A 26,377-nucleotide genomic window follows, 5' to 3' on the forward strand; every position below is an offset into this window, starting at 1 on the left:
TATCCAACCGGCACTATTAAGACCTATCATTTAGTAAGGACTGTTTGAACGGTTTGGACTGGCATATGGACTCTAAGACCGAGTAATACAGTATTTACATATGGCCTATAGCGACCTTGCAATGTTTCATCAGATAATGGTTCGATTTGAGTTCGTTCGATACTACTGTACTGGGTGAATTGATAGGTTAAGAGTAGGTCCAGAGTATTATTTAGTTTGGTGATTGTTCCTGCCTTTAAACCGCCACCGAGTAACCATTTTTTAAAATTCGTACTAACTCCCACATTCCCTGCAGTATTGTTCATGTTCACCGCAAAACGGCTGCCTGAAATTCCTGGCCCTACAAAAAAACGAGCTGACTCATTATATTGGTAGCTAGGTAGGAAAAAGAAGGAGAATCCATATTCTAATTTTTCTTCAGCATCAACATCTTCACTAAAGAACCAATCATTGATTTTATATCGTGACTTCCCTGTGAACAGGTCTGCATCGACCTCTAAAGCTGTAGAGAATCGTGTACTCAAGGGCAATTCATATCCGGCTATAAGTTGTCCATGAAAATTAGTATATGCATTGTTAAAACTTGAAGAAGTGGGTGTCACCTCTTCAAGAGGATAGCTCAAGTTTTTGTGTACAGTAACTGCATTAATACCTAAATTAAGACCGGAATAAACGCTTGTATATGCATTACATGACAAGATACACGCGATGATTGTTGATATGGATTGTTTATTCATATAAAGCCTTTTCTATAAAATACTGGGAATAGTAATTGGGTTTGAGGTTTGACTTATGTGATTTTCATTCGTCGCAGTAATCGTGACATTAGGGACTCTTTTCGGCGTCCGGATGTTTCCAATGACGAAACGATGGTTCTTGAGATCCAACTTCACGGTTGCACCAGGTAAACCATTCACTGTATAGACATCATTGGATATGGAAATACAATTAGAATATAAGACAAATGCTTCATTGGTGTTCATTGGATTACGTTCGGCTGTCGTTAATACTGGTGCTTCAGTCGGAACTGCAGTAATTGAGAAATTATTTTTGGAAATATTAAAGAAAGTCCCATTGCTTGCTTGCACCATAATACGGGCTGTAGTTGTATTTAAATTAGGTGCACAGATTTGTTCTTGTCCATTATTTGGTATGTTTGACAAAAGAGTATAGGGAAATGATTTTCCGCCATTAGTAGATAAAAGAATGGTTACATTCTTGGCATTAACCGGAGAAGAATTGGTATTTGCAACATCCCAAGTAATTGTTTGTAATGACAAGCCCCTCCAACGGATGCCTTTACTACTGGGGGAGGTCACTATAAAAGGACCTGCGTTAGTCGTTGTAGTTATCGTTGTATCTGTATATGCATTGCAAGAACCTCCTGTGGTATTTCCACGTACAGAAACTCTGAATTTCATAACACGAGAAACTGAAGGTAAAACTTCCCAGGTAAAAGGACCTCCATTGCTAAGTGCAGTGAGATTAGGGAAGAAGCGTGTACCTGTCGGTTGTGGGGAGAAACTTCTAAAACTGGGGCCTCCTGTTGCTGTACTGACCGGAGGTTGGGCAGAGACTTCGTTGTTCATTTGTTCCCAGGTATAAGTTAATACTTTGGGACCACTTTTAGTTGCTGATGCAGTCAAAGCAAAAGGGGTTTTGGCAGGAATTATGACTCCTCCATTAACCCGAGAAATCACAGGAGCACTAGGAATATCTGTTGTAACAGGACAGGTATGAGAAGGACTGGAGACAAAAGTGCCCATTTCCTGAAGGTTAATACCATTAAAATAGGCATCTGAATTTTTTTGCACATTAGGAGTACAAATTCCAGCATAACCCATGATTGTGCTGCCACTTCCTGGCTCTACAGCCGTAGGCCCATTTCTTTGACAGCTGTTATTTTGTACGTGATTTGCTCCAAATTGATGACCTATTTCATGAGCTACATAGTCAATATCGAAGGGATCTCCTACAGGACTGGTTCGGCCCGTAACTCCACTGGCTTTAAGTTGGTCCTTACAAACACTGGATAGTGCTGCTAGGCCACTTCCTGCTGAATCGACCACATGGCCAATATCATAATTAGGTGCACCAATAACTTGATTCACATTCTTTTGATTCTCATCAATCATCTTTCCGGGAACACCATGGGTGTAGGGTTCAGTATCAGGATCCGTATAGATAATGAGATCATTATTGGCAATAATTTGCATTGTAATTGCCATATCGATTTCATAAACACCGTTCACTCTGTTTATTGTGGTTGCTTCTGCCCCTAAAGCATCATTTACTGTTCCGCCTTGAAAATTTGTGTATTCTGCTGTTGCTGCCATAGCTAGGCGGTATTTTTTGAGTTGGCAGGGATTAAAATTTGCAAAATGCTTTGAACTAACCGGTGATGTTGCAAATTCATTTGGACTGTGGACGTCGCATTTTAAGCGCTTGGAGGTTATAAAATCCTTTTTATTATAAACAATATAATATTGAGTGTTTCCTTTTCTTAAGGGATCAATAAAAATTGGACTCTGTCCGGGCCTGAGAATCATCGCATGGAAGCCCTGGGGAGTAAGATCGAGTTTAACGAATTCACCTGGATCAGTAACTCCGGACGCATCATAGGTTTTAATAGTGGGGAATTTTGCACTGAGCTCTGGATGTAATGTACTGTTTTCAACAACCTGATACAGCTTAGTGGTCCCATCGGGTAGAGGAAGGGCAATTTGTAATCCAGCTCCTGATTTTAATTCATCTCGATGGGGAGCGTTCTCAAGTTCCGCGTAGAGTTGGCTGAGATCCATTTCAACAAGGCGGAAATGACTCGCCTGTATATTATTTTTCGTCTTGGAAGACATTACTGATGGATTCACATCTTTAAAAAAATGTTCAATCACTTGATCTTGTGCAGAGGCAATGGAACAACAAAATATGAGTGTTGAAGTAAAAAGCGTCCGTGTCATTATATTTATCTCTAATAATTGAGAGGCAAAATTTAACATTAGAATAAAAGGAATTCAATTTAAGGAAAAATTTTTTGCAAAAATAAAATGAGATCGTAGATCATTGTATTTAAAGCAATAAAATTATTTTTTATGTATCATCAAAAAGAATAGTTATAAAGGAGTGGCCATAATGATAATTGAAATAAATGTTATTCTCGGAGGTATTCTTCTTGGAGTTGCGGCCGGAATAATGTTGCTGGTTCGAGGGAGAATTTTAGGTTGCAGTGGTATACTATTCAATTCCTGGAATTTTGCAACGTATACCCCTAATCTCGATAATCTTTTATTTATTATGGGATTATTTTTAAGTGGATTACTTTTTAATTTGTTGCAAACAGTTCCCGATCCCCTCGCTATTTTTAAAACGAATTATTGGTTCATATTCTTTGGAGGGGTATTAGTTGGAGGCGGAACCTATCTGGGTAATGGTTGTACTAGCGGGCATGGGTTATGTGGGCTTTCCCTGTTACGCAAACGCTCCATAATCGCAGTAGCTATCTTCTTTCCTGTCGCAATAATTACCTCTTGGCTCGTGCACTAAGGAGTTAAAATATGAAATCTTTAATCTCATTAATTGCTGGATTGATATTTGGCTTAGGGTTAATTTTAACGGGAATGTACAGTCCAGACATTATTATTTCCGGTTTAAAAATTGGCGCAGCATCATTCAAAATAAATTTATATCTTACTTTTGTTACCGCTTTATTGGTTACTTTTCTTTTATTCCAATTACGTAAATGGCTTGTTAAACCTTTATTAAATGCATGGTATGAATTACCTACTAAAGAAAAAATTGATTGGCAACTTATTCTTGGTGCAACAGCTTTTGGTGTCGGTTGGGGAATTAGTGGAATTTGCCCGGGGCCCAATATTGTAGGACTGGGAATTTTTTCATGGCCATTTTATTGGATAAATTTTGCAGGCGTTATTATTGGATTCTTACTGATTCGGTTTTTTATGACAAAACGAGCGACGCATTCCAAAAACATCTCCTCCTGACCAATATTCAAGGACGCTCCTCGATTACCGAGGAGCAGTATGTTCTTGTATAAATGATATTTTTTTAGCAGAACGCTTTCTTCTTTCAATGCCTTGCTTTAAAATCGTTCTATTCATTACTGAGATGATAACAATGATTTGCCAATCGAGAGGGTAAACTTTGTTCAATATGTTGAAACTCAAAAATGAGGATAGTGTATGTGGCGGATACTCAAAAGATCTTATCTTGCGATAATTTTACTCACTGTAAGTCCTATTCTTTCGGCAAAGGCAATTATTGATGCTGACGTCCTCCAAACTTTTAAACATTCCAGAAGTTCTTCACATGCTCCTTTATCACTTCTGGTTTTTTTACATAATTTCTCAGAAAAAGAATCATTTATTGAAGAAATAAAAAAAATTCCTAATGTAAACATAAAAGATTTAGGATTTATGCCTGCAGTAGGAATACAAATTCCTAGAGATCGTAACCTGCTTTATCGTATCGCTAATTTAAATACAGCGGCACAAATCTCTTCACATCCAGCGGCTATGCCTGAGTTGGATGTTACAGCGCAAGTTTTAAAGCTAACTCCATCTTCCTTTTACCCTAATGTAAGTAATTGGTGGGATCATGGTTATACGGGTCAAAAAGGAGTCATTGGCATAATCGATACAGGAGTAGATCCTTTACACCCTGCTTTATCCGGTAAGCGATTAGTGGTGCGTCAAGATGTAGGTTCTGGATATTCTAATTCGATTAATGGTGTAAAAGAACCCCATGCAACCGGCGTAGCCTGTATTTATGCCAGTAATCATGAGAAATATAAAGGTATTGCTTATGGGGCTTCAGCCATCGTTTCTGGATTAGCAGGAGAGGAAACCGCTGATCCTGCAAGTATTATGCGTTCGATGGAAACTTTGGATTGGATGTTGAATCGTTCTGAACTGAAACCCACTATTATTAATTACAGCATGGGGAATGGTCGGCTCGATTTAAATTGTCCTGCTTGTCCTGAATGGAGCGGGCTAGCAAAAGTCATCGATTATGTAGTAAATACACAAAAAATCCTTTGGGTAAAATCAGCAGGAAATGCTGGATATATAGAACCTGCGCATAAATTTACTTTTGCCTCCACATTAACAGTCCCCGGCGATAATTATAATGCGCTTACCATTGCCAATATGAACACGCTTGTCGCTGAAAATGAAACTATGGTGAAAACCGTAGATAGAACCAAACATCATATAAAGAATACCAGTAGTCGAGGCCCTACACCTTTTGGTCGACGTAAACCTGATTTAACTGCCCCAGGCCATGATACGATGACGTGCGCCCCTGATCCTAAAATTTATGGTTTTGTCTATTCCAATGCGATGAACTACAAAGATGGATACCGCCTCATGGGGGGAACGAGCTCAGCCGCCCCTCATGTAGGGGCGGCTGCATTGTTATTGCAAGATGCAGGGATTCAGAATCCTATGGCCATCAAAGCCTTACTCATTAATAGTGCGGATACGTGGACTGATGCGGGTACAATGGATTCGGGACATACCGAAATCATGGGCTCTGCCTGGAGTCGAACTTATGGTTGGGGCTATCTCAATATGGAAAAAGCATTTCAACAAAGAAATAATATTGTGGAAAGTGAGTTAACCGTAGAACAGCCGACCTGGGAGTATCAAACTACTTTAAAACGAGGCGAAAAAGTTACCCTGGTTCATGAACGACGCGTTGGATATACTACAGAAGGACAAGAATGGAAGCTTAGTCATCTGGAGATAGTTCTTATCGATTTGGAACATCAAAAAGTGATTGATAGCGATAACAGCCCTATAGATACAGTACACCAGGTGGCAAACTGTAAGCGAGAGCCCAATGAAACAACATGTTCTGAGGACAGTAAAACCATGAAGGTCTTAGTAAGGGTTACGCTATTAAATAAAGCTATAGATGGCAGTTCAAGCGAACCGTTTGCTATCGTGGTCCCTCCCAACAATGAAGAACCCTAAAGTTTAATTATCTCATAAGATAAAAGTTAAACTTTTATACTGCGAGAGTAACAGCAAAGTAAATGCTCTCTTGGATGCGTATTTTGAATACTTCCACTATCGAGTATTTACTTAATCCTGAACAACTCACGTCCCCTCGTACATTTACGTTATCCAGAATATAGTGCTTTCAATTCGCTTTGAGTTCTCCGAAAGCCATTGAGCCTATGTGCTGAGACTTGTTCGCAGCATCCAGGAAAAGCGAGATTAGTGCCTCAATCCCTGGATCCCTCGGATAAGCCGAGGCACGTAGGTAGTGTAATAAGTCAATTAAAACTTAAGGCGAATTGAAAAGGTAGTGAGGGATCTCCAAAAGGTGTTTGAACAAAAAATCAGGAGATCCTTCATTGTAAACTCCACGATGAGATATGGTGGTAAAATGCTTGGGGGATGGGATATAAAATTTGCCTCAATTAAATTAATAAACATATACTATCTCCTTTAAAAATATATAGATTTTTTTATGTCAAAACTCTTAGCAAAACAGTTTTTAGAGCGTGTTATTAAAAATTTAAAGAAACAATCAGATCCATCCATTATCCAAAAAGTCCTAAAAGATTTTAGGTTAAATTCACTTAAAATTCGTGATCAAGGGTTCAAAAAATTCTTGGATAAACTCACTGAAGAATCTATTGATTTGAAACAACTTATTGAGTCTGTGACAGAAGGTTTGCTAAACAATCCACCCATATGCGAATTACTTGCTTTTATAGAGCGTGAAAAGTTAATTACAGACCAAGAGTTAAAAGAAATGTCAGAACAGCTGCAAATTCAGCTGAATTTATTATGTTTATTTGAAGCATTTGCAGTGACTATGGTAAACAGCTTCACATTTAATGAAGATATATATAGTTTTACTAAAAAACAAAGGAATACTTTTTATCCCGGAAATCCTATCAATAATTTCTTTTTTAGTTCGAATAAAAATAATTTTTCTATTTTTAAAAGCTTAAAATTAGTTTCTGTTGACCCGGTGATTACTGAGGGTGCATTTATTCGTGCATTGGGAAATGAGGAACTTAGCCAGGAAGAAATTGTTAAAAAATCAAAAGAATTTATTAATCAACATGGATTAGCACTGTGGAATGCCAACATTTGTCCCCCTCCATTAGGCGAAATGCATGATGATTCAGTTAAAAACGTGAGCTTGAATGTCTTAGAGGCAACTTGGGAAGAAAAAAGTAAGGAGGATGGAAAACCGGCTGATAATGCTCTTGCAGGAGCTACGCTTATTCGTCTGTTAGAATGCCTTCGACCATCTCATAGTTATTCTTTTAGAGATTTAGTTTTGCCTGCAAATAGTTCAATTACAGAGGATGAAACATATAGCGTATTACCGGACTTAATCGTTAATCGACTCCCTAAACGAGTCAGTCAATTTTATGTATCTAAAGAATGGATTCATTTGTACAACAGCTGGAATTTATTGTTCGTAATTCGAAATTTAGACGATAGTAAATTTCTAGCGCTTAAACTTCTTATTCCTTCGGTATTGAATGCCATCCCTATGCAATATATGGAAACACGGGTTTTTGTCCTTTATCTAATGGGTAATTTATATCATTTCAATAAATTAAGTATTTTTACAAATGAAGATAAGCTTGCTCAGGCCAATGCCATATTGGATAAATGGGGGGAGATAAATAAAAAATACGCGGATGTTCTGCTAAAAGCATGTGGCGCTGAATTAGATGAAACTCCTGAAGAGGTTTATCATGATATCTTTGGAGAACATGCTAATTTTTCGTTAGCATATCATATAGCAAATTTTATCCGAGATTTTGATAATTTTCGGGTCACCAGTGAAGAATCTCACTCGTATGGAATCGCTGCACCAGGAGGTGTTGTGTCTCGCATTTAAGGAATCTCATAAGTTGAGTTATTGGTTTTTATTTATCTTCGTGATACAACTCCATGTTCCTCTTAGGATAGCAGATTTAACAAAAGGATTAGGTTTCATAATGAGAAAAGTAGCTTTAAGTCTTGCGCTTGTATTGAGTGTAATGATTTCACCACTATTTGCGAAAGATAAAATAAAAAATTCTGATTTCCAATCTAATGAATGTGTTGAAAATATAGAACTACGTGTTAGCGATGGTGGTTTATTTCTGGATCAGTGTCATCTACATGATCGTGATATTCCTCAAATTTTAGCCTATCTCAATGAGCATCCAGAAATCACACGTTTAAGCATCTCGGACAATCAGATTGGTTACCAAGGGGCAGAATTACTCTCTACTAATACTCATATTCGATATCTTTTCCTATCAGGGAACCGTATTGGTTCACTAGGTGCTGAGGCATTAGCAAATAATACCTCCTTGATTTACCTGCTCTTGGGCGATAATCATATTGGTTCCTATGGGGCTGAAGCACTAGCAAATAATACTACTTTGATTTTTCTCTCACTTGATGGTAATCCTATAGGCTCTTCGGGCGCCAAATCATTAGCAAAAAATAAATCACTCATTCATCTTTCTCTAAAAAGAAGTCAAATTGGTGCTGAAGGTGCGAAAGCATTGTTTGAGAATCAAACATTGAAAAGCTTATATCTAGGCAATAACCACTTGGGGAATGAAGGTATAGCCTCTCTTGATAGAAATCAATCCCTCAACTTTATTGATTTGGAAAACAATAATATTGATAAATTGGGGGTCGAGATTATAGCAAGAAAACCCAACTTACTTTATCTCATTCTTAATAACAATCCTTTACAAAATGAGGGAGCAGTATTTCTAGCTCAGGCCAGTACACTTGAATGGCTTTCAATTGCTGGTTGTAGCATAGGTAGCGAAGGGGCTCAGTCTTTATCTGCGTTGAGTCATCTTACTTTACTTAATATCGACAATAATTTAATTAGTGATGAGGGTATTGCAGCTTTAGCAACAATGAGTTCGCTGAATAACTTATATGCGGATAATAATCTTATCGGGGATGAAGGGGCAAAAAGCTTAGCAAAAGCGACACCACTGCAAAATTTAAGTTTAAGTCATAATTATATTGGAGATGAAGGGGCATTAGCCTTAGCTGAAACTGCAACGCTGTATACTTTAGATGTGGGGTTTAATCAAATCACTGCAATCGGAATAAAGGCATTAAAAAGCAATGAGGTATTGGCTTATTTGAATACTGAAGGCAATCCTGGAGATGAAGATACTATTCTCTGAAGGTGTCGTCGGGATGAAACGTAGGGGAACCTGGGTTTGAACCCAGGCTACAGGTTTGAACTATTTTTTTGAAGCCAGTTGAGAGATTGTCTCAATTGCTATATCCAAGCTTAATTGTTGCGTCTCTCCATTCGCTCGATTTTTATATTCAACACAGTTTTGTTCCATATTTCGTTCACTTACTATGATGCGATGAGGAATCCCGATCAGATCGTGATCTGCAAACAAGACACCAGCTCTTTCATTGCGATCGTCAATTAATACATCGATGCCTAACTCTTTTAAACGTTCATATAACGCATCTGCTTGTTCTTGGACTACTTGGGAGCGATGTCCGTTTAATGGAATAATGACCACTTGGAATGGTGCAATATTTTGAGGCCACAGAATCCCTTTTTCATCATGATGTTGTTCGATTGCGGCTGCAACTACGCGAGTGATACCTAAGCCATAACATCCCATTAACATAGTCTCTAATTGACCTTGTTCATTAATGACCGCTGCATTCATGGCTTTAGCATATTTGTCGCCCAGCTGAAAGACATGGCCAACCTCAATGCCACGACAAGAGCGTAATACTCCTTTCCCATCTGGACTGATATCGCCTTCTTTTACATTACGTAAGTCATAAACTTGGTAGTCGCTCACATCTTTATCCCAAGCAGCATGTTGATAATGTTTGTCTGCTTGATTGGCACCACAAATAAAAGAATCCATCGCTAACGCATGATGATCTACGATTACAGGAATCGGTAAATTGACTGGTCCAAGTGAACCAATAGGTGTCTTCAAGTTCTTTAAGACCGATTCTTCATCTATAAATTGTAAGGGAGAATGTACCAAGGGATTTTTTATTGCTTTGACTTCATTGAGTTCATCATCACCTTTTAAAACTAAAGCAACCATAGGATGTTCTTTTCCTTTTACAATCAAGGTCTTGATGGTTTGATTGCTTGCTACACCGAAGAATTTTGATACTTCAGCTATAGTTTTTTGGTTTGGAGTATCAACCAGGATCATTTTTTGAGTGGTAGGAGTTGCTTTTTCTGGTTTTAAACTGGTTGCTTGCTCAATATTTGCGGCATAATCCCCTTTATCACTATAGAAAATTAAATCTTCACCAGAGTCAGCCAGCACTTGAAACTCATGAGATGCAGAACCTCCGATAGCACCTGTATCTGCTTCGACTGCACGATATTTAAGCCCCATGCGATCAAAGATGCGACAATAAGCCTGATACATATCTTTATAGGTCATTTGAAGACTTTCTAAATTTAAATGGAATGAATATGCATCTTTCATAATAAATTCTCGTGCACGCATCACACCAAAACGGGGTCTGATTTCGTCGCGGAACTTTGTCTGGATCTGATAAAAACTTGCAGGTAATTGCTTATAGGATTGCAATTCATTACGCATAATATCCGTGATAACTTCTTCATGAGTAGGGCCATAACAATACTCTCTACCATTAGAATCTTTCATAGTAAGAAGCTGCCCGCCAAAGGTATCCCAACGTCCAGTTTCTTGCCACAGCTCCGCAGGTTGTACTGCGGGCATGAGCAGCTCCATGGAGTTGATTCGATTCATCTCTTCTCGGACTATCTGTTCTATTTTGCGTAATACTTTTAAACCCAAAGGCATCCAGGTATAAAGACCTGAACCTAGCTTACGAATCATTCCAGTCCTCAGCATTAATTGATGAGAAACAATCTCTGCATCGTTTGGAGTTTCTTTGAGAGTGGCTAAAAACCATTGAGACGCACGCATTTCTGCTCCTGAAAATAGTATTGTTCTGAATTGCAAAGCATTATACAGAAGTTTCTATTCAAAAACAGAGGAATGGATGTGTGATATTGGGGCCAACGAGGTAGTCCCCAAGGTTATTAAATCAAAGTGTCCTGGGGTCTACTTCGCTAAAGATAAAGTTATACGTGGATCTTAGATTCTTCTAATAATGTATTTAATTTAGAAGCCAAGTGTTCGTAATTTTTTCCACCAAGTTGGCTTAGTTCATACTCATAATTTTTATAATGAACTTTACCTGTTTGAACATTATAAATCGCACCAACTATGGCTATATCATTTTGTTCGATCATGTCATGCAAGATAGAGCTGCGATCATAAATTTCTTGCATGGTGTGAGCTATGTTTAACTCGGTAACATTATCTACGAAGGTTTTATTTTTACTGTGACGATTTGTTTCGGTTTCGTTTTCAGCATTGATCGCTGGCTTTATTTTATTGAGTAACTCGGTGATATGGCCTTTTTCAACTCCGTCACACGCAGATTGAATGGCTCCACAACGAGTATGGCCAAGAACAATAATCAGTTTAACACCAACCACATGACACGCATATTCAATGCTGGCCAGAACATCATTGTTTACGACGTTTCCAGCAACGCGTACACAAAAAACATCACCAAAGCTCATATCAAAAATGGTTTCTACAGGAACTCGAGAATCAATACAACCAAGAACAATGGCTATAGGATGTTGCCCTTTCGCAGTGAGTTTAATGTCCAATTGGTTTGAACGGTGGATCGGGGTGTCATTGAGGAAGCGTTGGTTTCCTTCATATAAAATATTTAATACCTGTGCTGGAGATAGGTGCGATTGTACGTCATAAGTGGTTACATTTATAAAATCAATATAATTATGAATCTTATAATTTTCTTTGAAACCAATCAGATTCAATGCAATTTTTTTATTGGGAGCTTGCTCTTCTTTAAATTCTTTTAAAAGCTCCGTAATTTCCTTATCAATGTACTGAGAATAACGGGCATCAATAATTAATTGTGATTCTCTAGGTATGGAGTCAAGCTCCGCGACCAAAGCGGCTTTATTAAGGAACGTCATTTGTTGCGGAAGCATTAAACGGTTAATTTCTCCGGTCGGATGAATTTCTTTAAGAATATTAATCCGTGCCTGACTATTTGATTTTAATATATAGAATAAACTTACGGATAATCCGATTAAAATACCCGTCAAGAGGTTAAATACAATGATGCTGATCACTGTAGCAATAAATGGAATAAATCGGTCACTTCCTTGAGCATAAATAGAGCGGTAAATCGAAGGCTTATTTAGCTTATACCCTGTATAGATCAAAATGGCTGCTAAAGAAGATAAGGGGATTTTATTTAAAGTTCCTGGGATTAACATCACCGCAAAGAAAATAAAAACACCATGCAAAATGGCTGATATTTTGCTTTTCGAACCCGCTTGAATATTAATGGATGTTCTCACGATTACAGAAGTAACGGGAATTCCACCAATTAAACCTGCGGTCATGTTTCCAACTCCTTGAGCAACTAATTCTCGGTTTGAGGAAGCATGACGACGTTTTTTATCCAGTTTTTCTCCTGCCTTAAGGTTCAATAAGGTTTCAAGCGAAGCCACAATGCCAATAATAAAAGCATAAAGATAGACTTTGGGATTTGTTAAAGCAGCCCAATGGGGGTATTCCAATTTATTAAATAGCTCACGAAAATTATCTGTTTGAGGAATGTTAACTAATTGTGGTGAATTTTGGATCATGCTTGAGTCGGTCCATTGAAACAACTCATTAAGTAACACTCCCAAAATAACTACGAGTATTGGCGCAGGTATTTCTTTTAATATTTTATTTTTGGTCATATCAAAATAAATTAACGTACTGAGCGAAAGAATCGTAATCAGCATTGCCCCAGTATTGATATGTTGATACAAGGCAAGAATAGGACTTAAGGTAATCTCTTCCGCAGTTTCTAACAAATGCATTTTGAGTTCATTGAAATCTGCAGAAAGAGTAAATGCAAGGGGTAGTTGTTTGATTATTAATAGAATACCGATAGCGCAAAGTAAGCCTTGCACCACATTAGATGGGACATAGTCAGCGACAAATCCAGCGCGTAAGCTCCCTATAACCACTTGAAGTATACCGGCAAGAAACAGGGCAACTAAAAAGGTATTGAAATCCCCAAGTTGAGCAATGGCAGCAACCACCACCGCGGCCATTCCCGCTGCAGGTCCGCTGACACTAACGTGGGAGCCACTTAAGCAACCAACAACAATTCCGCCAATAACTCCACTCAAAATCCCAGAGAAAAGAGGTGCACCTGAAGCTAAGGCAATACCTAGACATAATGGAATGGCGACGAGAAATACGACTATGGCTGCTACAAAATCAAATTTGAAGTAACGCTTCATATAAATTCGAAATATACGTGAGTCAACCGTTGTATTTGTAAACATGGGGTTAGATCCTCTATTAGCAAAATAAAGAAAGGGTTAAGCAAAATTATTCTAATTTTAGACTAAAGTGCTATCTATTAAAACATCATTGTAACAAAAATGTTATTAAAATGTTACGTTTTAGTTAAGAATTTGTGTTTGATACCATCTTATTGATCTGTATTAGAACATTGTGTATGTCTATTAATGTGATTTGGATACGGAACTAACGAGAATAGCGGGAGAGGGAGTGAAGCATGAAGCAAAGAAAGAAAGTTTTGCTAATAACCTGGGAGAGGGGCTGTATCCTCACCCAGGTTTTGGATTAATTTAGACTTCAACTGGATCGAATTCTTCTGCGCTAAAGAGTTCGTCGGTATTTGTTTTTTGATTGGTGATTAATTCATTCTCAAGATTTCTAAAATTCCACATATTTTGATCCATAAGCTGGCTTGGCTTGATGCTTTGTAGCGCATGCAGGATATTACTCGGAACTTTGGGATTTTCTTCTGCAAGTTGATTAATTAAATGGGTTATCTTTTTGCGCATTAAATTTTCCTGAGAACCACAAAGTGTACATGGAATGATAGGGTAAGATTGCTCCTGGGCAAAGTTGATAATGTCTTTTTCTTGAACATAACATAATGGGCGAATGACTATATGCTTTTTATTATCACTCAGTAATTTGGGAGGCATTGAGCGGATATCACCATTATAGAGTATGGACATCATTAAAGTACGAACCAGATCATCTCGATGATGACCAAGAGCAATTTTATTGAAGCCATGCTCTTCGGCATAACGATAGATAATCCCACGACGTAAGCGAGAGCATAATGAACAATACGTTTTACCTTCAGGAATTTTTTCTTTAACGATACTGTACGTATCTCGAGTTAGGATTTCATGTGGAATGGAGCGATCAGCAAGCCATTGCCTTAATGCTGCATCATTCCACCCCGGCTGGGCCTGATCCAGAGTAAAAGAAAAGAGTTCAAATTTATTACCAGAACGCCGGCGTAATTGATCCAAAATCGTTAAAAGCGTAAAAGAATCTTTTCCGCCAGATAAACAGACCATCACCCGATCGCCACGCTGGATCATATTAAAATCTGCAATTGCTTTACCTGTGTAATGGAGTAGTTTTTTTTCAACTTGAGAGGGATTGGACATTATTAAAAACCTGAATAAAAATTGTTATTTAGTGGTAGTGGTCGTGCTTCCAGCAGAAACTAATCCGTTAATACGAGTTGTTTCTAACCATGAATTAATCAGCTCAAGATCATTTACATTTAATGTTCCGGCAAAATATTTTAGAGTTAAAACGGCATTAATTAAACTGTATTGGTCATTAGCAAGTTGGTTTTGTGCTTCGAAAAGACGCTGTTGGGCATTGACCACATCTACCATGGTGCGAGTACCTACTTCAAATTGAGCCTCAGTACTTTCCAATGAATTTTGTTGGGAAATAACAGTTTGCCTGTCTGCCTTTACTTTACTAATTCCATCGGTAATGGTGTTAAAAGCAATCCGGCTGTTTACCACTACATCTCGATAAGTTTGCTCGACTTGTTCGCTGGTAGCCCGAAAATTATGCTTTGCTTGCCGCGTTTGGGAAAGTACTAGTCCACCCTGGAAGGCAGGAAAGTTCAGCGCCAAACCTACACTGGATTGCTTTTGATTTGCCGGCAAGAAAGGGCTTGAGGTGTTGACTTCATTTGTTGTTTCTGTGGAGCTGCCTTGGATCGCAACAGTAGGCCAGTTTCCTGCAGATAGCGCTTTCATATTTTGACGTGCTACTTCAAGACTGCATTTGGCAGACAACAATTTATAGTTCTGTTTAAGACCCGTATCGATCCATTCATCTACATCATTTGGTTCTGGCTTAATGAGAGGAATTTTTCCATCGCGCAAGGGTGCTATGAGTTCGTAAACATGATTGGTTAATTTTCTTAAATTTTCTTTTTGGTTGATTTGGTTGTTCCGTGAGGCAATAACTGTAGCAATTGACTGATCATAAGCTGCTTTTGCTTCATAAACAGAGGTAATTGGATCAAGACCTACCTCAAAGCGCTGTTTGGCTTGCTCATATTGGCGCATGTTTGCACGTTTTTTTGCCTCAGCGAAATTTAAGGTATCTTGGGCAAACAATATATCAAAATAAGCCTTGGCTGTTCTAAGAATCAAATCTTGAGCTGCATTGTTAAACGTGGCTTGAGCCGCTCTAACGGAGGCCCTTGCTTGTTTTACTTTTGCCCAGGCCTGATAATTGAAAACAGCCTGAGATGCGGAAACTTGCCACGTCCGGGATTTGTAATAGTCGTCTTGGACACTAAAAAAGCCATCATTTACATGTAGAAAGTTTCGCGATGTTTGTGCCGTAAGCCCCCCTTGGGGAAGCAATGCAGACCAAGCTTGAGGAAGAGCTTCTTTGTTAGCCATATAGGTTTCATAGGCATTTTTGAATATAGGATCATTTTCAAGAGCTTGATGATAGATATCCATTAAATCTGTTGCAGCAAATGTTGGCGACAACAGACACAAAGTCATGAGATAGCAAATCAACAATTTTTTCATTTAAACTAAATCCTAAAATACAAATTCTTTCTGCATAGATTTATCGATCAACAAAGGAATATTTGTTTCAAAAAGCAGTGCTTCATGCCAATGTTCACTATGATCTAATTCATACAATCGACCTTGCATTACAGGGGATGTTCCTTCAATAACAAATAATTTCCCGCCTGGAAGTATCTGTAATTTTTGAGTCTCATTTATTTGTTCTTTGGCGCCAGTGAATACAACAACATCGTAAGGGGCACTTTCTAACCAACCTTGGCTGGCATCACCAGTAATCAATTCTACATTATTGCAGTGGTGTTTCTTTAATAGACGTGCCGCATTGGTCGTGAAATCGGCATAATAGTCTATGCTGATTACTTTTTTACATAGCTTACTGAGCAAAGCGGTGAAAAATCCACTGCCAGTTCCTACTTCCAAAACTGTTTCATGGCCTTGCAACTCTAGAGCCTGGAGGATTTGTCCTTCTTCTAAAGGCGTAAGCATGCGTTGATCATGATTCAGAGGGATTTGCATATCTGAATAAGCAAAATGGATAAATTGTTCGGGAACGAATTCGTGTCTGAGTACTATATCATACAAATTAAGTATGGATTCGTTTAAAACATCGCCAGTTCGAAGTTGTTGTTTGACCATGTTAATGCGTGCGCTTTGATAACTCATTTGCTCTACCGGGTTGATTGTTTTAGGTTAAGATTGACTATTCATTTGCCATATAACGTTTCGCGATTTATTCGCGGTGATCTACTTTTAATGATTTTAAAATTCCGCAAATATGCTGTGAAACGAGATGGCAGCAGTGAATTGTCAATACACTTTCAAAACTGTGGCATAATCTTAGCAAAAAAATAGCGCATGTGCTAAGAAATAATGTTTGAATCCCAAATTTCGTGGTTACTCTGTCTAAAGTTTGTTATGATCTGCAATTTTTAATGGTTTTTTTAACCGATTTATAATGACCGATACATCATTCAAGAGATGAATGACTGGGAATAAAAGATAATCTAACGTATGGGAGAATGCAGTGCTTGAGCAATTTACTGATTATTTGCAAACTGAAATAGCGACACTTAAGAGCGAAGGCTTATATAAGGGAGAGCGTGTTATTTCCAGCCAGCAACAAGCTGCTGTCACTGTGAATCATAAAGAAGTAATCAATCTTTGTGCTAATAATTATTTAGGTTTGGCCAATGATCCTCAACTTATTACTGAAGGACAAAAAGCACTGGCTCAGTACGGCTATGGTATGGCTTCTGTGCGTTTTATTTGTGGTACCCAAACCCCTCACAAACAGCTTGAACAGAAAATCAGTCAGTTTTTAAGTAAAGAAGATACCATATTATATTCTTCATGTTTTGATGCGAATACCGGTCTTTTTGAAACCTTATTAGGTGAAGAAGATGCGATTATTAGTGATGCATTAAATCACGCCAGTATCATTGATGGGGTCCGTTTGTGTAAGGCTGCACGGTATCGATATGCGAATAACGACATGAAGGCATTAGAAGAACAATTGATTGCCGCCAAAGGTGCACGATTTCGCTTGATTGCTACAGATGGTGTTTTTTCTATGGATGGGATTTTAGCAAATCTTCCAGCAATTTGTGAATTAGCAGATAAGTATGATGCCATGGTTATGGTTGATGATTCACATGCAGTGGGTTTTATGGGGGAAACAGGGCGTGGAACCCCTGAGCATTTCGGTGTGAGTGATCGGATTGATATTGTTACTGGTACTTTGGGTAAAGCCTTAGGCGGTGCTTCTGGCGGTTATACTTCATCAAATAAAACTGTAGTTGAGTGGTTACGCCAACGATCTAGACCTTATTTATTCTCAAATACTTTGGCTCCTGTTATTGCCCATACTTCTTGTGTTGTTTTAGATAATTTGATGGCCAATAATCACTGGGCTGAGAAATTAAAACGAAACAGCCGTTATTTCCGTGAAGGCATGACTAAATTAGGATTTAAGTTAATCCCCGGAGAGCATCCAATTATCCCCGTTATGTTGGGTGATGCGAGCTTGGCAGGACGTATGGCAAATCGTCTGTTGGACTTAGGTATCTATGTGGTTGGTTTTTCTTATCCTGTAGTACCTAAAGGGTTGGCTCGAATTCGTACCCAAATGTCAGCAGCACATGAGTTGCATCATTTGGACAAGGCAATCGAAGCTTTTGAAACCGTTGGTAAGGAATTTTCTGTAATTTAAGTAAAGCGCTTTTCTCTAATTTTATAGAAAAGCTTATTTTGAGGTACTTTTATGAAATCATTAGTCAAGGCGAAAAAGGAACCTGGAATATGGATGGAAGATGTTGCTATGCCAGAATATGGCGTCAACGATGTATTAATAAAGATTAAAAAAACAGCGATTTGTGGTACTGATATCCATATTTATTCCTGGGATGAATGGGCTCAAGCGACTATCCCCGTACCAATGACTGTAGGCCATGAGTTTTCTGGTGAAATTGTGGCAGTAGGGCAGGAAGTACAAGGACTGCATGTCGGACAACGAGTTTCTGGCGAAGGGCACATAACCTGCGGTTTCTGCCGAAATTGCCGTGCAGGTAAACGTCATCTTTGCCGTAATACTTTAGGCGTTGGTGTCAATCGTCCTGGATGTTTTGCGGAATATCTCGCTATCCCTGCCACTAATGTGATTGTCCTTCCCGATAATATTACTGACGAACAGGCTTCAATCCTGGATCCTTTTGGTAATGCAACTCATTGTGCCTTAGCTTTTGATGTAGTTGGAGAAGATGTATTGATTACTGGTGCTGGTCCCATTGGGGTTATGGCTGCCGCTATAGTAAGACATATAGGTGCTCGTCATGTAGTGATTACAGATGTGAATGATTACCGTTTGGATTTAGCCCGCAAAATGGGTGTAACTCGTGCAGTAAATGTTAAATATGAAAAGCTGTCTGATGTCACTGCAGAGTTGGGAATGCTAGAGGGGTTTGACGTAGGTTTGGAAATGTCAGGTAACCCTATGGCACTTAATGATATGATGAAAGCAATGAACCATGGTGGACATGTCGCCATGTTAGGTATTCCTCCTCAGGAAACAGCTATTGATTGGAATCAAGTTATTTTTAAAGGATTAGTAATTAAAGGTATTTACGGACGTGAAATGTTTGAAACTTGGTATAAAATGATTGCTATGTTACAAAGTGGATTGGATATTTCACCGGTTATAACGCATCGTTTCCCAGTGAATGATTTCCAGCATGCATTTCAAATTATGGCATCAGGTCAATCAGGCAAAGTAATTCTTGATTGGTAGGAAACGATGAATTTTAATTGCCTCACCCAGGCTATAAAGACAGTTTAAAGAAGACGGAGTAGTTATGTCACAATATATTTTTACCATGAATCGTGTCAGCAAAATTGTTGAAAACCAACGATTTATTTTAAAAGATATTTCATTGAGTTTTTTTCCTGGCGCTAAAATCGGTGTTTTAGGATTGAATGGTTCTGGTAAGTCAACTTTATTACGCATTATGGCGGGTGTTGATACTCAATTTGAAGGCGAGGCAAGACCTCAACCCGGAATTAAAATCGGTTATCTTGAACAAGAACCTCAATTGGATCCGAATAAAACGGTACGAGAAGTTGTCGAAGAAGGCGTTAAGGAAATGAAAGAAAAACTTACACGCTTTGACGAAATTAGTATGCGTTTTGCAGAGCCAATGAGCGACGATGAAATGAATACACTGCTTGCTGAACAGGGTGAGTTGCAAAATGATATTGAAGTCGGTGGCGGTTGGGATTTGGATAGAAAATTAGATGTTGCGGCTGATGCATTGCGATTACCTGATTGGAATGCTGTAGTGGGTAAATTATCAGGAGGCGAACGTCGCCGAGTTGCTTTATGTCGTTTATTGCTTTCTAACCCTGATATGTTGTTGCTTGATGAGCCAACCAACCATTTGGATGCAGAATCAGTAGCTTGGTTAGAACATTACCTGGAAAGTTTCCCTGGTACTGTTGTTGCAATTACGCACGATCGCTATTTCTTGGATAACGCTGCAGAGTGGATATTAGAATTGGATCGGGGTGAAGGGATACCTTATAAAGGCAATTACTCTGCTTGGCTTGAGCAGAAAGAAGAGCGCCTAGAGATGGAACAAAAGCAAGAAGATGCCCATATGCGCGCAATGAAAGCGGAGTTAGAGTGGGTACGCACCTCGCCTAAAGGACGTCATGCTAAAAATAAGGCTCGCCTTGCTCGATTTGAAGAAATGAATTCGAAGGAATTCCAAAAACGTAATGAGACCAACGAAATATACATTCCGCCTGGGGAGCGTTTGGGTGATCTCGTGCTCGAAGGTGAAAAAATCAGCAAATCATTTGGTGACCGAATCCTGATCGACAATTTGGATTTTAAACTTCCTAAAGGCGGTATTTTAGGAATTATTGGTCCTAACGGAGCAGGTAAGTCTACATTTTTGAAAATGATTACGGGCCAGGAAGAACCAGATAATGGAACGATTCGTATTGGGGAAACGGTACAATTGGCTTATGTAGACCAAATGCGTGATGAATTAGATCCCAATAAAACAGTATGGCAAGAGATTTCTGATGGCCATGACATAATGCAAGTAGGTAGTTTTCAAATGCCTTCACGTGCTTATGTAGGGCGTTTCAACTTTAAAGGAACAGACCAACAAAAGAAAATGGCTCAACTTTCTGGAGGTGAGCGTAACCGTGTTCATTTAGCAAAATTATTGAAAAGTGGTGGCAACGTATTGCTACTTGACGAACCAAGTAACGATTTGGATGTGGAAACGTTACGTGCGTTGGAAGGGGCGATTCTCAATTTCCCTGGTTGTGTTATCGTGATTTCGCATGATAGATGGTTTTTAGATAGAATCTGTACCCATTTGATGGCTTTTGAAGGTGATTCACAAATTACTTTTATTGAAGGAAATTACAGTGATTATGAAGCTGATAGAAGACGCCGTTTGGGTGATGCAGCCGATAGACCTTCACGCATTAAATACAGAAAATTAGAATCTTAAGTTTTAATCGAACGTATGAATACGAACTGTCAAATGGGGGTAAGGAGTAAACATCACTCCTTATTTCTAACTGCAGGTCTAGAGGATATGTTAGTTAATTTCTAGACTCTGCAGTATTTTTTTTAGCTATTCGCAGGGAATGGGGTATAGGGAAAAGAATAAGAACTTCAAGAAAGTTTTAATTAAGTGGAGATAAAATTTAAATGAATAAGTTGTTTTGGGCAGGTTTGTTACTGTGTATTGGGGGCTTAACATCCTGCGTTGAGAATGATCCATCTACTTTAATTACTGATGATGCTGGTTATGTGCATCGAACAGTTCATTATACAAAAGATAAACGAGGTCGTGATTATTATCCGCAGAAGATTCAAGCAACTGGTGAGAGACGTTTTATTTTTGATCCGAAAGTTTCTGCATGGGCTGCTTACGATGAGGATGGTAATCGATTATTGACTGGCGGTGGATCAGCAGGTATTGATGTATGCGAAGAAAATTCCAATCAGTCGTGCAGAACTGTTACTGGAACGTTTAAAGTTTATAATCGCCGGGGACTCGATTGTAAATCTGGAGAATATCCTGTCGATAAGAATGGCGGCGCTAAAATGCCTTATTGTACCTACTTTTATCAAGGATATACCGTTCACGCAGCCTATGATGTTCCTGAACATCCATCGAGCCATGGCTGTGTACGTATTTTCCCAAGTGCTGCAAAGTGGTTAAGTGAAAACTTTTTCAAAATAGGTACAAAAGTAATTGTATTAGAATATCCTAATGAAGTAGGTGTCAATAAACCTGCTGCTGTACCCGCTTAAGGGAACAAATTAAGGAAACTAGTCATCGTAGCCTGGGTTAAGGCAGTAAGCCTTAACCCAGGAATCTGATCCGCTTCATGATCTCCATACTTCACGTTTTAAATGATGCCATTAAGTGAACGGCTATGAATGGAACCGTATTTCCCCGGTTCGCGTTTGCTTCAATCGAACTTCAATCGCAGCAAGTACGTCATCTTGAACCACTATTCGTCCTCCCTCGCACAGTAAGGGATCTCCAGAAGATGGATATGGGTAAAATCAGGAGATCATTCGTCGTAAACTCCTCAGGATGACGTGGTTGTGAATGCCTCAAAGATACGGTCTTTAAACACTTAGCTTGCTTTAAAGACAGTATCTCAAATTCTCAACACAAGAAGGACAATACTCCTAATTAAGGAGTATTGGGGGGTAATGATGGTTGTGTGGAACGATTTTCAGGCAGAGTCGGTTGTCCAGGAGGGGTTTGTGTTGGAGTGGCCGAAGGATTTGCAGTAGTTGGTTGTGTCGTTGTTATTGGAGTTGATGGTGTTGCTTGATTTGGAGCAGTCGTTGTTGCCGGTGCCGGAGAACTCGTTGGCGTTGGAGGATTTTCAATGTTTGGATTCATCACCGTAGCAGGATTGGGGTTAAAATCAGGCGGTAGTTTTTGAGTTACTGTTCCTCTTGGAGCAGCAATCATCTGGGTAATTCCCAAGTCTCCAGTCATTTTACGACCTATAGTTACATCCACGCTAAGTAATTGTGTTACCTTTTCTTTTTCATTCTGATAAACAACTTGCAAAGGCAAATTAATTTTCCATTGATTGTCTTTTGCTTCCGTTAAGATAACTGGTCCGTCTACTTGACTGCTTACTGTTAGCTTTTGAGATTTAATGGCTTCGAGATTGCCTGATTTTTGCAAAGCAGTATTAAATCCAGTCCATCCTTGTTCGGTAAAACAAGGTTGCAATTTTTGTAGTTGAGTTTCCAAATTATTAGGATCAAAGTCAAAAGCTTGGCTCACTGCTTTCCCAGCCCATTTCAAAACTAATGATTGATCAATCGTTTTGGTTTCTGCGGGAATTTTATACTCACAATTGATTGGGGCTGCGGGTGCCTGTGCTGGATTTATTGATGGTATATTTTGACCTGGAGGCGTTGGTGTAGGAGGGGTCTGTTGTACAGCACCTGGAGTTTGAGGCGATGGCGTAGTTGGCTGAGTAACATCGGCATGTACTTGAGTACCAAGCAAAGCAAATAGAGTACTCCAGAGTAATGTGTTCTTCATGAAATTGACTCCTTAAATGGTATGTAGCAATTCTGCGATAATAAGAGCCGCCAGTCTAGCAGTTTTTTGTTCTTGATCCAAAGGCGGTGATAGTTCAGCAACATCAAAACTAACTACTTTGCCACTTTGAATAATGTATTTCAAGAGTGGTAAAATTTGCCAGGGAGTGACTCCCAACGGTTGAGGCGCACTGACTCCGGGAGCAAATGACTCTGCAAAAACATCCAAACAAATAGTCAGATAAATATGATCTAGATTGAGCATGAAATCATCAAGAAAAGCCAGGTGCCACGCTAAGCTGTTCGAATATAACTCTTCAGCAGTTAGGTAATTAACATTCAGTTCATCAGCGCGTTCAAAAAGGGAGGGAGTATTTCCCATTTTTTGGATACCCATACAGCAATAATTAAAAGGTTGATTATTTTCTTTGCAGTAGGCTGCAATTTGTGAAAAGGGCGTTCCCGATGTACCCGGCTGATTTTTTTGATGGGGTCTTAAATCAAAATGCGCATCAAAATTAATAATACCTAATTTAGAATAATGGGGCGCTAAACCTTGATAATGGGCCCAAGCGATTTCATGTCCTCCACCCAATGCAATTGTTTGATGGCCTTGTTGATGACAAAAACTGATTAAATTGGCAAATTGAGTTTGTGCTGTTTCCAATTCATCTTCTTCACAAAAAATCGTACCTAAATCAAAAAGTGGCTTTTCTATAGAGCATGGTAGTTTTGCTAATTGAGTTTTGATTTGATCAGGGCCTAATTTAGCTCCTGGTCTACCCATGTTTCGACGGACACCTGCATCACTGGCGAAACCGAGAAAAACCATTTTTTTCTCTTTAGTGATTAAATCGGTTTGTTTGACAGGAAAAATAATTTTTTGAAAGAATCGCTCCGCATTAATTGTATCTTTTCTACCTTGCCAGAGTGCAGGATTGGCACGTTGGTAATTGGAAAGATGTTCAAACATTAAATTCCCCCTATGATCATTTATGATATTCAAAGATGTGTTTTATAAAAATCTGTATTTATCCTTATCTTTTAAATCCTATAAAATTTTATTCTTTTCCCTCTTTTAACTCTGAGCTTAAATGCAGTTGATGGCAACTACTTTAAAATAATTTGCATTATAAGTTACAGTACATGATTTTGTTCCTGCAGGTATTTTTTGAATTAATTGAATTTGAGTATGTGTATACTCACAAGCAATCCAAGTTTCTTGTTCTCCAAATGTCCATGTTAGTTTTTTAATTTTAGAAGATTCACTATCAGGTGCAAGGCTTGCATGTTCTTTAGGATGTCCTGAATAAAATGTAATCCGTTCAAAATGATTGTTACTATTCAAATTATCTAAGAATCCATGCCATTTGCTTATATCATGCTGTAAAGACTGATTCGTTTGAATGGTCTGAGGGCACTGGATTGTTGCTGCAGACGCTAAGTGGTATGACCCGATAAATCCCAGAAAGAAGCTAATGCAAATAGTAATTTTCATTTTAATTGACCTTTGTGTATTGTACTTATTCAATTTATTATAACATGAGGGCGTCGTGTCAAAAGATTTGACTCTCTTTGCTAATTGGTTTGTTTTTTCGCCAGTTTCCTCAATGCATTACGATCAATCTTCCCTGTAAAACCATAGGGTAATTGGTTCATAATGATGACCTGATAAGGACGCTTGTTAATTGGCAGTGATTCATGAGCAAAATTCATTAATATTTGCGGTGTTAGTTGGTGATCTTGGGCTTTTAATGTTACATACACGATAATGTGATCCTGAAGCTTCTTATGTGTATTGGGTAAAGTAATAGCTGCGGCTTCTTTAACAGCATCCAATTGATAAAAGATCTTTTCAATTTCCATGGGCGAGATAAGTTCTTCATCACAGCGAATAATATCTACCTTACGACTTACGAACCAATAATATCCTTCTTTATCTTGATAAGCTAAATCACCTGTATGAAACCAGCCATCCTTTATGGTTTTTTCTGTTAGAGCCGCATTTTGCCAATAACCAGAACACATACTTTTACCACGAATAATGAGCTCACCTATTTTATCTGCGGTCCCAATGGTTTTGTTTTTTTCATCGATTAAGCGCATTTCCATATTTTCTATGGGGAGTCCAATTGAGCCAGTTTTCTTTTTTCCATAGGGCGGGTTCATGGAATAAATCTGTAATTCAGACATACCACAGCCTTCGGTAATTTCGATATGAAACAGTGCACTAAATTGGTTCTGGAGTGATACTGGTGTTGCATCACCTCCTGAAAAACAAAAATTAAGCGTGCTGATTTTATAACCTGAAGATTCTGCGTGATTGATGAGTTCCAGATAAAGCTTAGGGAAGCCATATATTTTTGTGATCTGATGTTCCTGTAGTTTTACCAATGCATCCTCGGGACGAAACTCAGGTAAGAGCACCACAGTTGCACCTACCGCGTGAAAAGGTAGAATTTGTGATCCCAGTCCAATCAAATAGCATACTGGAAACATCACTAGCGTGTGATCCTCATGATTAATTTGGATTTGTTTGATTTGATTTTGTGTCCCTTGAGCTAAGCTTTGATGGCTGTGTACAACGGCTTTGGGTAGCCCGGTGGTCCCCGATGTAAAGAAGATCAATGCGGGTTTTTCCAATTCAATATCTATATTTGGCAGAAACCCTGTTGAGGCTGAGAGTAATTGTTGAAAGTCGTGCACTCCAGGATAATTGTCCGATTTGGAAGTGAGATAGCATTCATTAATTTCGTTTAATATTTTTTCATCTAACTGATTATAATAATCGGGTGTGGTTATAAAAATACGCGCTTTACTGTGTTCTAGAACGTAATGTATCAGTTGATTATTAAATCGAATGTTGACAGGGACAGCTATAGCTCCTATCAAAAAACAGGCGTAGTAGCATAAAATAATCTCAATACTGTTTGGTAATAAAAAAGCGACACGGTCCCCTTGTGAGATACCTTTCTTCAATAATGAAGCAGCCAGACGTTGGGTTAAGTCATCGAGTTGTTGGTAGCTGTAGTTCTGTTGTTCAATAACCAAGGCAATTTTTTCAGGAAATTGTTTTGCTGATTTACTGAGTAATGTACCTAATTGAGACATAAGACCTCCTGGGTTATTTTTTACAGAATAATCTATTTACGTCAGCAGTTAATTATTGCATATGAATTTTAAATTTACCTAGCGGAGATAAGTTCTATAAATAATGAATCTAAAATCGTATGTAATTTTTCAAAGTCAGATTGAGTATGAAGCAGCATTATCAGTTGTTCG

Annotated in this window: 20 protein-coding genes; 9 read left to right on the forward strand and 11 right to left on the reverse strand. The window is 38.6% G+C overall.

Annotated features, from left to right (window positions below):
• Positions 1–26 precede the first annotated feature (26 nt).
• Positions 27–737 carry an outer membrane beta-barrel protein gene (locus tag ACWTEW_RS21445; protein WP_454780543.1) on the reverse strand — a complete coding sequence of 237 codons (711 nt, stop codon included), beginning with the start codon at positions 735–737 and terminating at the stop codon, positions 27–29.
• 12 nt (positions 738–749) lie between these two features.
• Positions 750–2,960 (reverse strand): reprolysin-like metallopeptidase, encoded by a 2,211-nt coding sequence (locus tag ACWTEW_RS21450; protein ID WP_454780544.1) that lies wholly within the window; start codon positions 2,958–2,960, stop codon positions 750–752.
• A gap of 172 nt (positions 2,961–3,132) precedes the next feature.
• Between ACWTEW_RS21450 and ACWTEW_RS21455 the strand changes: the two genes are divergently transcribed.
• The 5 genes from ACWTEW_RS21455 (at position 3,133) to ACWTEW_RS21475 (ending at position 9,199) form a co-directional block, all read left to right on the forward strand.
• Positions 3,133–3,543: a YeeE/YedE family protein gene (locus tag ACWTEW_RS21455; RefSeq protein ID WP_454780545.1), complete on the forward strand. Its 411-nt coding sequence runs from the start codon at positions 3,133–3,135 to the stop codon at positions 3,541–3,543.
• 11 nt (positions 3,544–3,554) lie between these two features.
• Entirely contained in the window at positions 3,555–4,001 is a 447-nt protein-coding gene (locus tag ACWTEW_RS21460) for a DUF6691 family protein (RefSeq protein WP_454780546.1), read from the forward strand.
• 198 nt (positions 4,002–4,199) lie between these two features.
• Complete coding sequence (locus ACWTEW_RS21465; protein WP_454780547.1) at positions 4,200–5,993, forward strand: S8 family serine peptidase; 1,794 nt, start codon at positions 4,200–4,202, stop codon at positions 5,991–5,993.
• 502 nt (positions 5,994–6,495) lie between these two features.
• Entirely contained in the window at positions 6,496–7,893 is a 1,398-nt protein-coding gene (locus tag ACWTEW_RS21470; RefSeq protein WP_454780548.1) for a hypothetical protein, read from the forward strand.
• Positions 7,894–7,993: 100 nt separating this feature from the next.
• On the forward strand, positions 7,994–9,199 hold the full coding sequence (locus ACWTEW_RS21475) for a leucine-rich repeat domain-containing protein (RefSeq protein ID WP_454780549.1): 1,206 nt from the start codon (positions 7,994–7,996) through the stop codon (positions 9,197–9,199).
• Positions 9,200–9,259: 60 nt separating this feature from the next.
• Here the strand turns inward: ACWTEW_RS21475 and ACWTEW_RS21480 are convergent, their stop codons facing one another.
• The 5 genes from ACWTEW_RS21480 to ACWTEW_RS21500 form a co-directional block, all read right to left on the reverse strand.
• Positions 9,260–10,969 (reverse strand): proline--tRNA ligase, encoded by a 1,710-nt coding sequence (locus ACWTEW_RS21480; protein WP_454780550.1) that lies wholly within the window; start codon positions 10,967–10,969, stop codon positions 9,260–9,262.
• Between the two features lie 158 nt (positions 10,970–11,127).
• Positions 11,128–13,437: a bifunctional SulP family inorganic anion transporter/carbonic anhydrase gene (locus tag ACWTEW_RS21485; protein ID WP_454780551.1), complete on the reverse strand. Its 2,310-nt coding sequence runs from the start codon at positions 13,435–13,437 to the stop codon at positions 11,128–11,130.
• Between the two features lie 309 nt (positions 13,438–13,746).
• The gene (gene ttcA / locus ACWTEW_RS21490; protein WP_454780552.1) at positions 13,747–14,589 is read right to left on the reverse strand and encodes a tRNA 2-thiocytidine(32) synthetase TtcA; all 843 of its coding nucleotides are present in this window, start codon (positions 14,587–14,589) and stop codon (positions 13,747–13,749) included.
• 24 nt (positions 14,590–14,613) lie between these two features.
• Positions 14,614–15,993, reverse strand: coding sequence for a TolC family outer membrane protein (locus ACWTEW_RS21495; protein WP_454780553.1), 1,380 nt, complete (start codon positions 15,991–15,993; stop codon positions 14,614–14,616).
• A gap of 12 nt (positions 15,994–16,005) precedes the next feature.
• A complete protein-coding gene (locus ACWTEW_RS21500; RefSeq protein ID WP_454780554.1) occupies positions 16,006–16,659 on the reverse strand; it encodes a protein-L-isoaspartate O-methyltransferase family protein in 654 nt (217 codons plus the stop codon).
• A 361-nt stretch (positions 16,660–17,020) separates the two neighbouring features.
• On the opposite strand from ACWTEW_RS21500, the gene ACWTEW_RS21505 reads away from it, so the two are divergent.
• From ACWTEW_RS21505 to ACWTEW_RS21520, 4 genes are all read left to right on the forward strand, one after another.
• Entirely contained in the window at positions 17,021–18,205 is a 1,185-nt protein-coding gene (locus ACWTEW_RS21505) for a glycine C-acetyltransferase (RefSeq protein WP_454780555.1), read from the forward strand.
• A 51-nt stretch (positions 18,206–18,256) separates the two neighbouring features.
• Positions 18,257–19,279, forward strand: a complete 1,023-nt coding sequence (gene tdh / locus ACWTEW_RS21510) for an L-threonine 3-dehydrogenase (protein WP_454780556.1) — start codon at positions 18,257–18,259, stop codon at positions 19,277–19,279.
• Between the two features lie 64 nt (positions 19,280–19,343).
• Positions 19,344–21,017 carry an energy-dependent translational throttle protein EttA gene (ettA, locus tag ACWTEW_RS21515; RefSeq protein ID WP_454780557.1) on the forward strand — a complete coding sequence of 558 codons (1,674 nt, stop codon included), beginning with the start codon at positions 19,344–19,346 and terminating at the stop codon, positions 21,015–21,017.
• Positions 21,018–21,220: 203 nt separating this feature from the next.
• Entirely contained in the window at positions 21,221–21,829 is a 609-nt protein-coding gene (locus ACWTEW_RS21520; protein ID WP_454780558.1) for a L,D-transpeptidase, read from the forward strand.
• 391 nt (positions 21,830–22,220) lie between these two features.
• Here ACWTEW_RS21520 and ACWTEW_RS21525 read toward each other — a convergent pair whose 3' ends face one another.
• From ACWTEW_RS21525 to ACWTEW_RS21540, 4 genes are all read right to left on the reverse strand, one after another.
• Positions 22,221–23,096: a DotI/IcmL family type IV secretion protein gene (locus ACWTEW_RS21525; RefSeq protein WP_454780559.1), complete on the reverse strand. Its 876-nt coding sequence runs from the start codon at positions 23,094–23,096 to the stop codon at positions 22,221–22,223.
• A 12-nt stretch (positions 23,097–23,108) separates the two neighbouring features.
• A complete protein-coding gene (hutG, locus tag ACWTEW_RS21530) occupies positions 23,109–24,068 on the reverse strand; it encodes a formimidoylglutamase (RefSeq protein ID WP_454780560.1) in 960 nt (319 codons plus the stop codon).
• A 117-nt stretch (positions 24,069–24,185) separates the two neighbouring features.
• Positions 24,186–24,593, reverse strand: coding sequence for an STY0301 family protein (locus ACWTEW_RS21535; RefSeq protein ID WP_454780561.1), 408 nt, complete (start codon positions 24,591–24,593; stop codon positions 24,186–24,188).
• Between the two features lie 80 nt (positions 24,594–24,673).
• Positions 24,674–26,206: a class I adenylate-forming enzyme family protein gene (locus tag ACWTEW_RS21540; protein WP_454780562.1), complete on the reverse strand. Its 1,533-nt coding sequence runs from the start codon at positions 26,204–26,206 to the stop codon at positions 24,674–24,676.
• Positions 26,207–26,377: the final 171 nt, after the last annotated feature.

The sequence above is a fragment of the Legionella stuttgartensis genome (genome assembly GCF_977063405.2).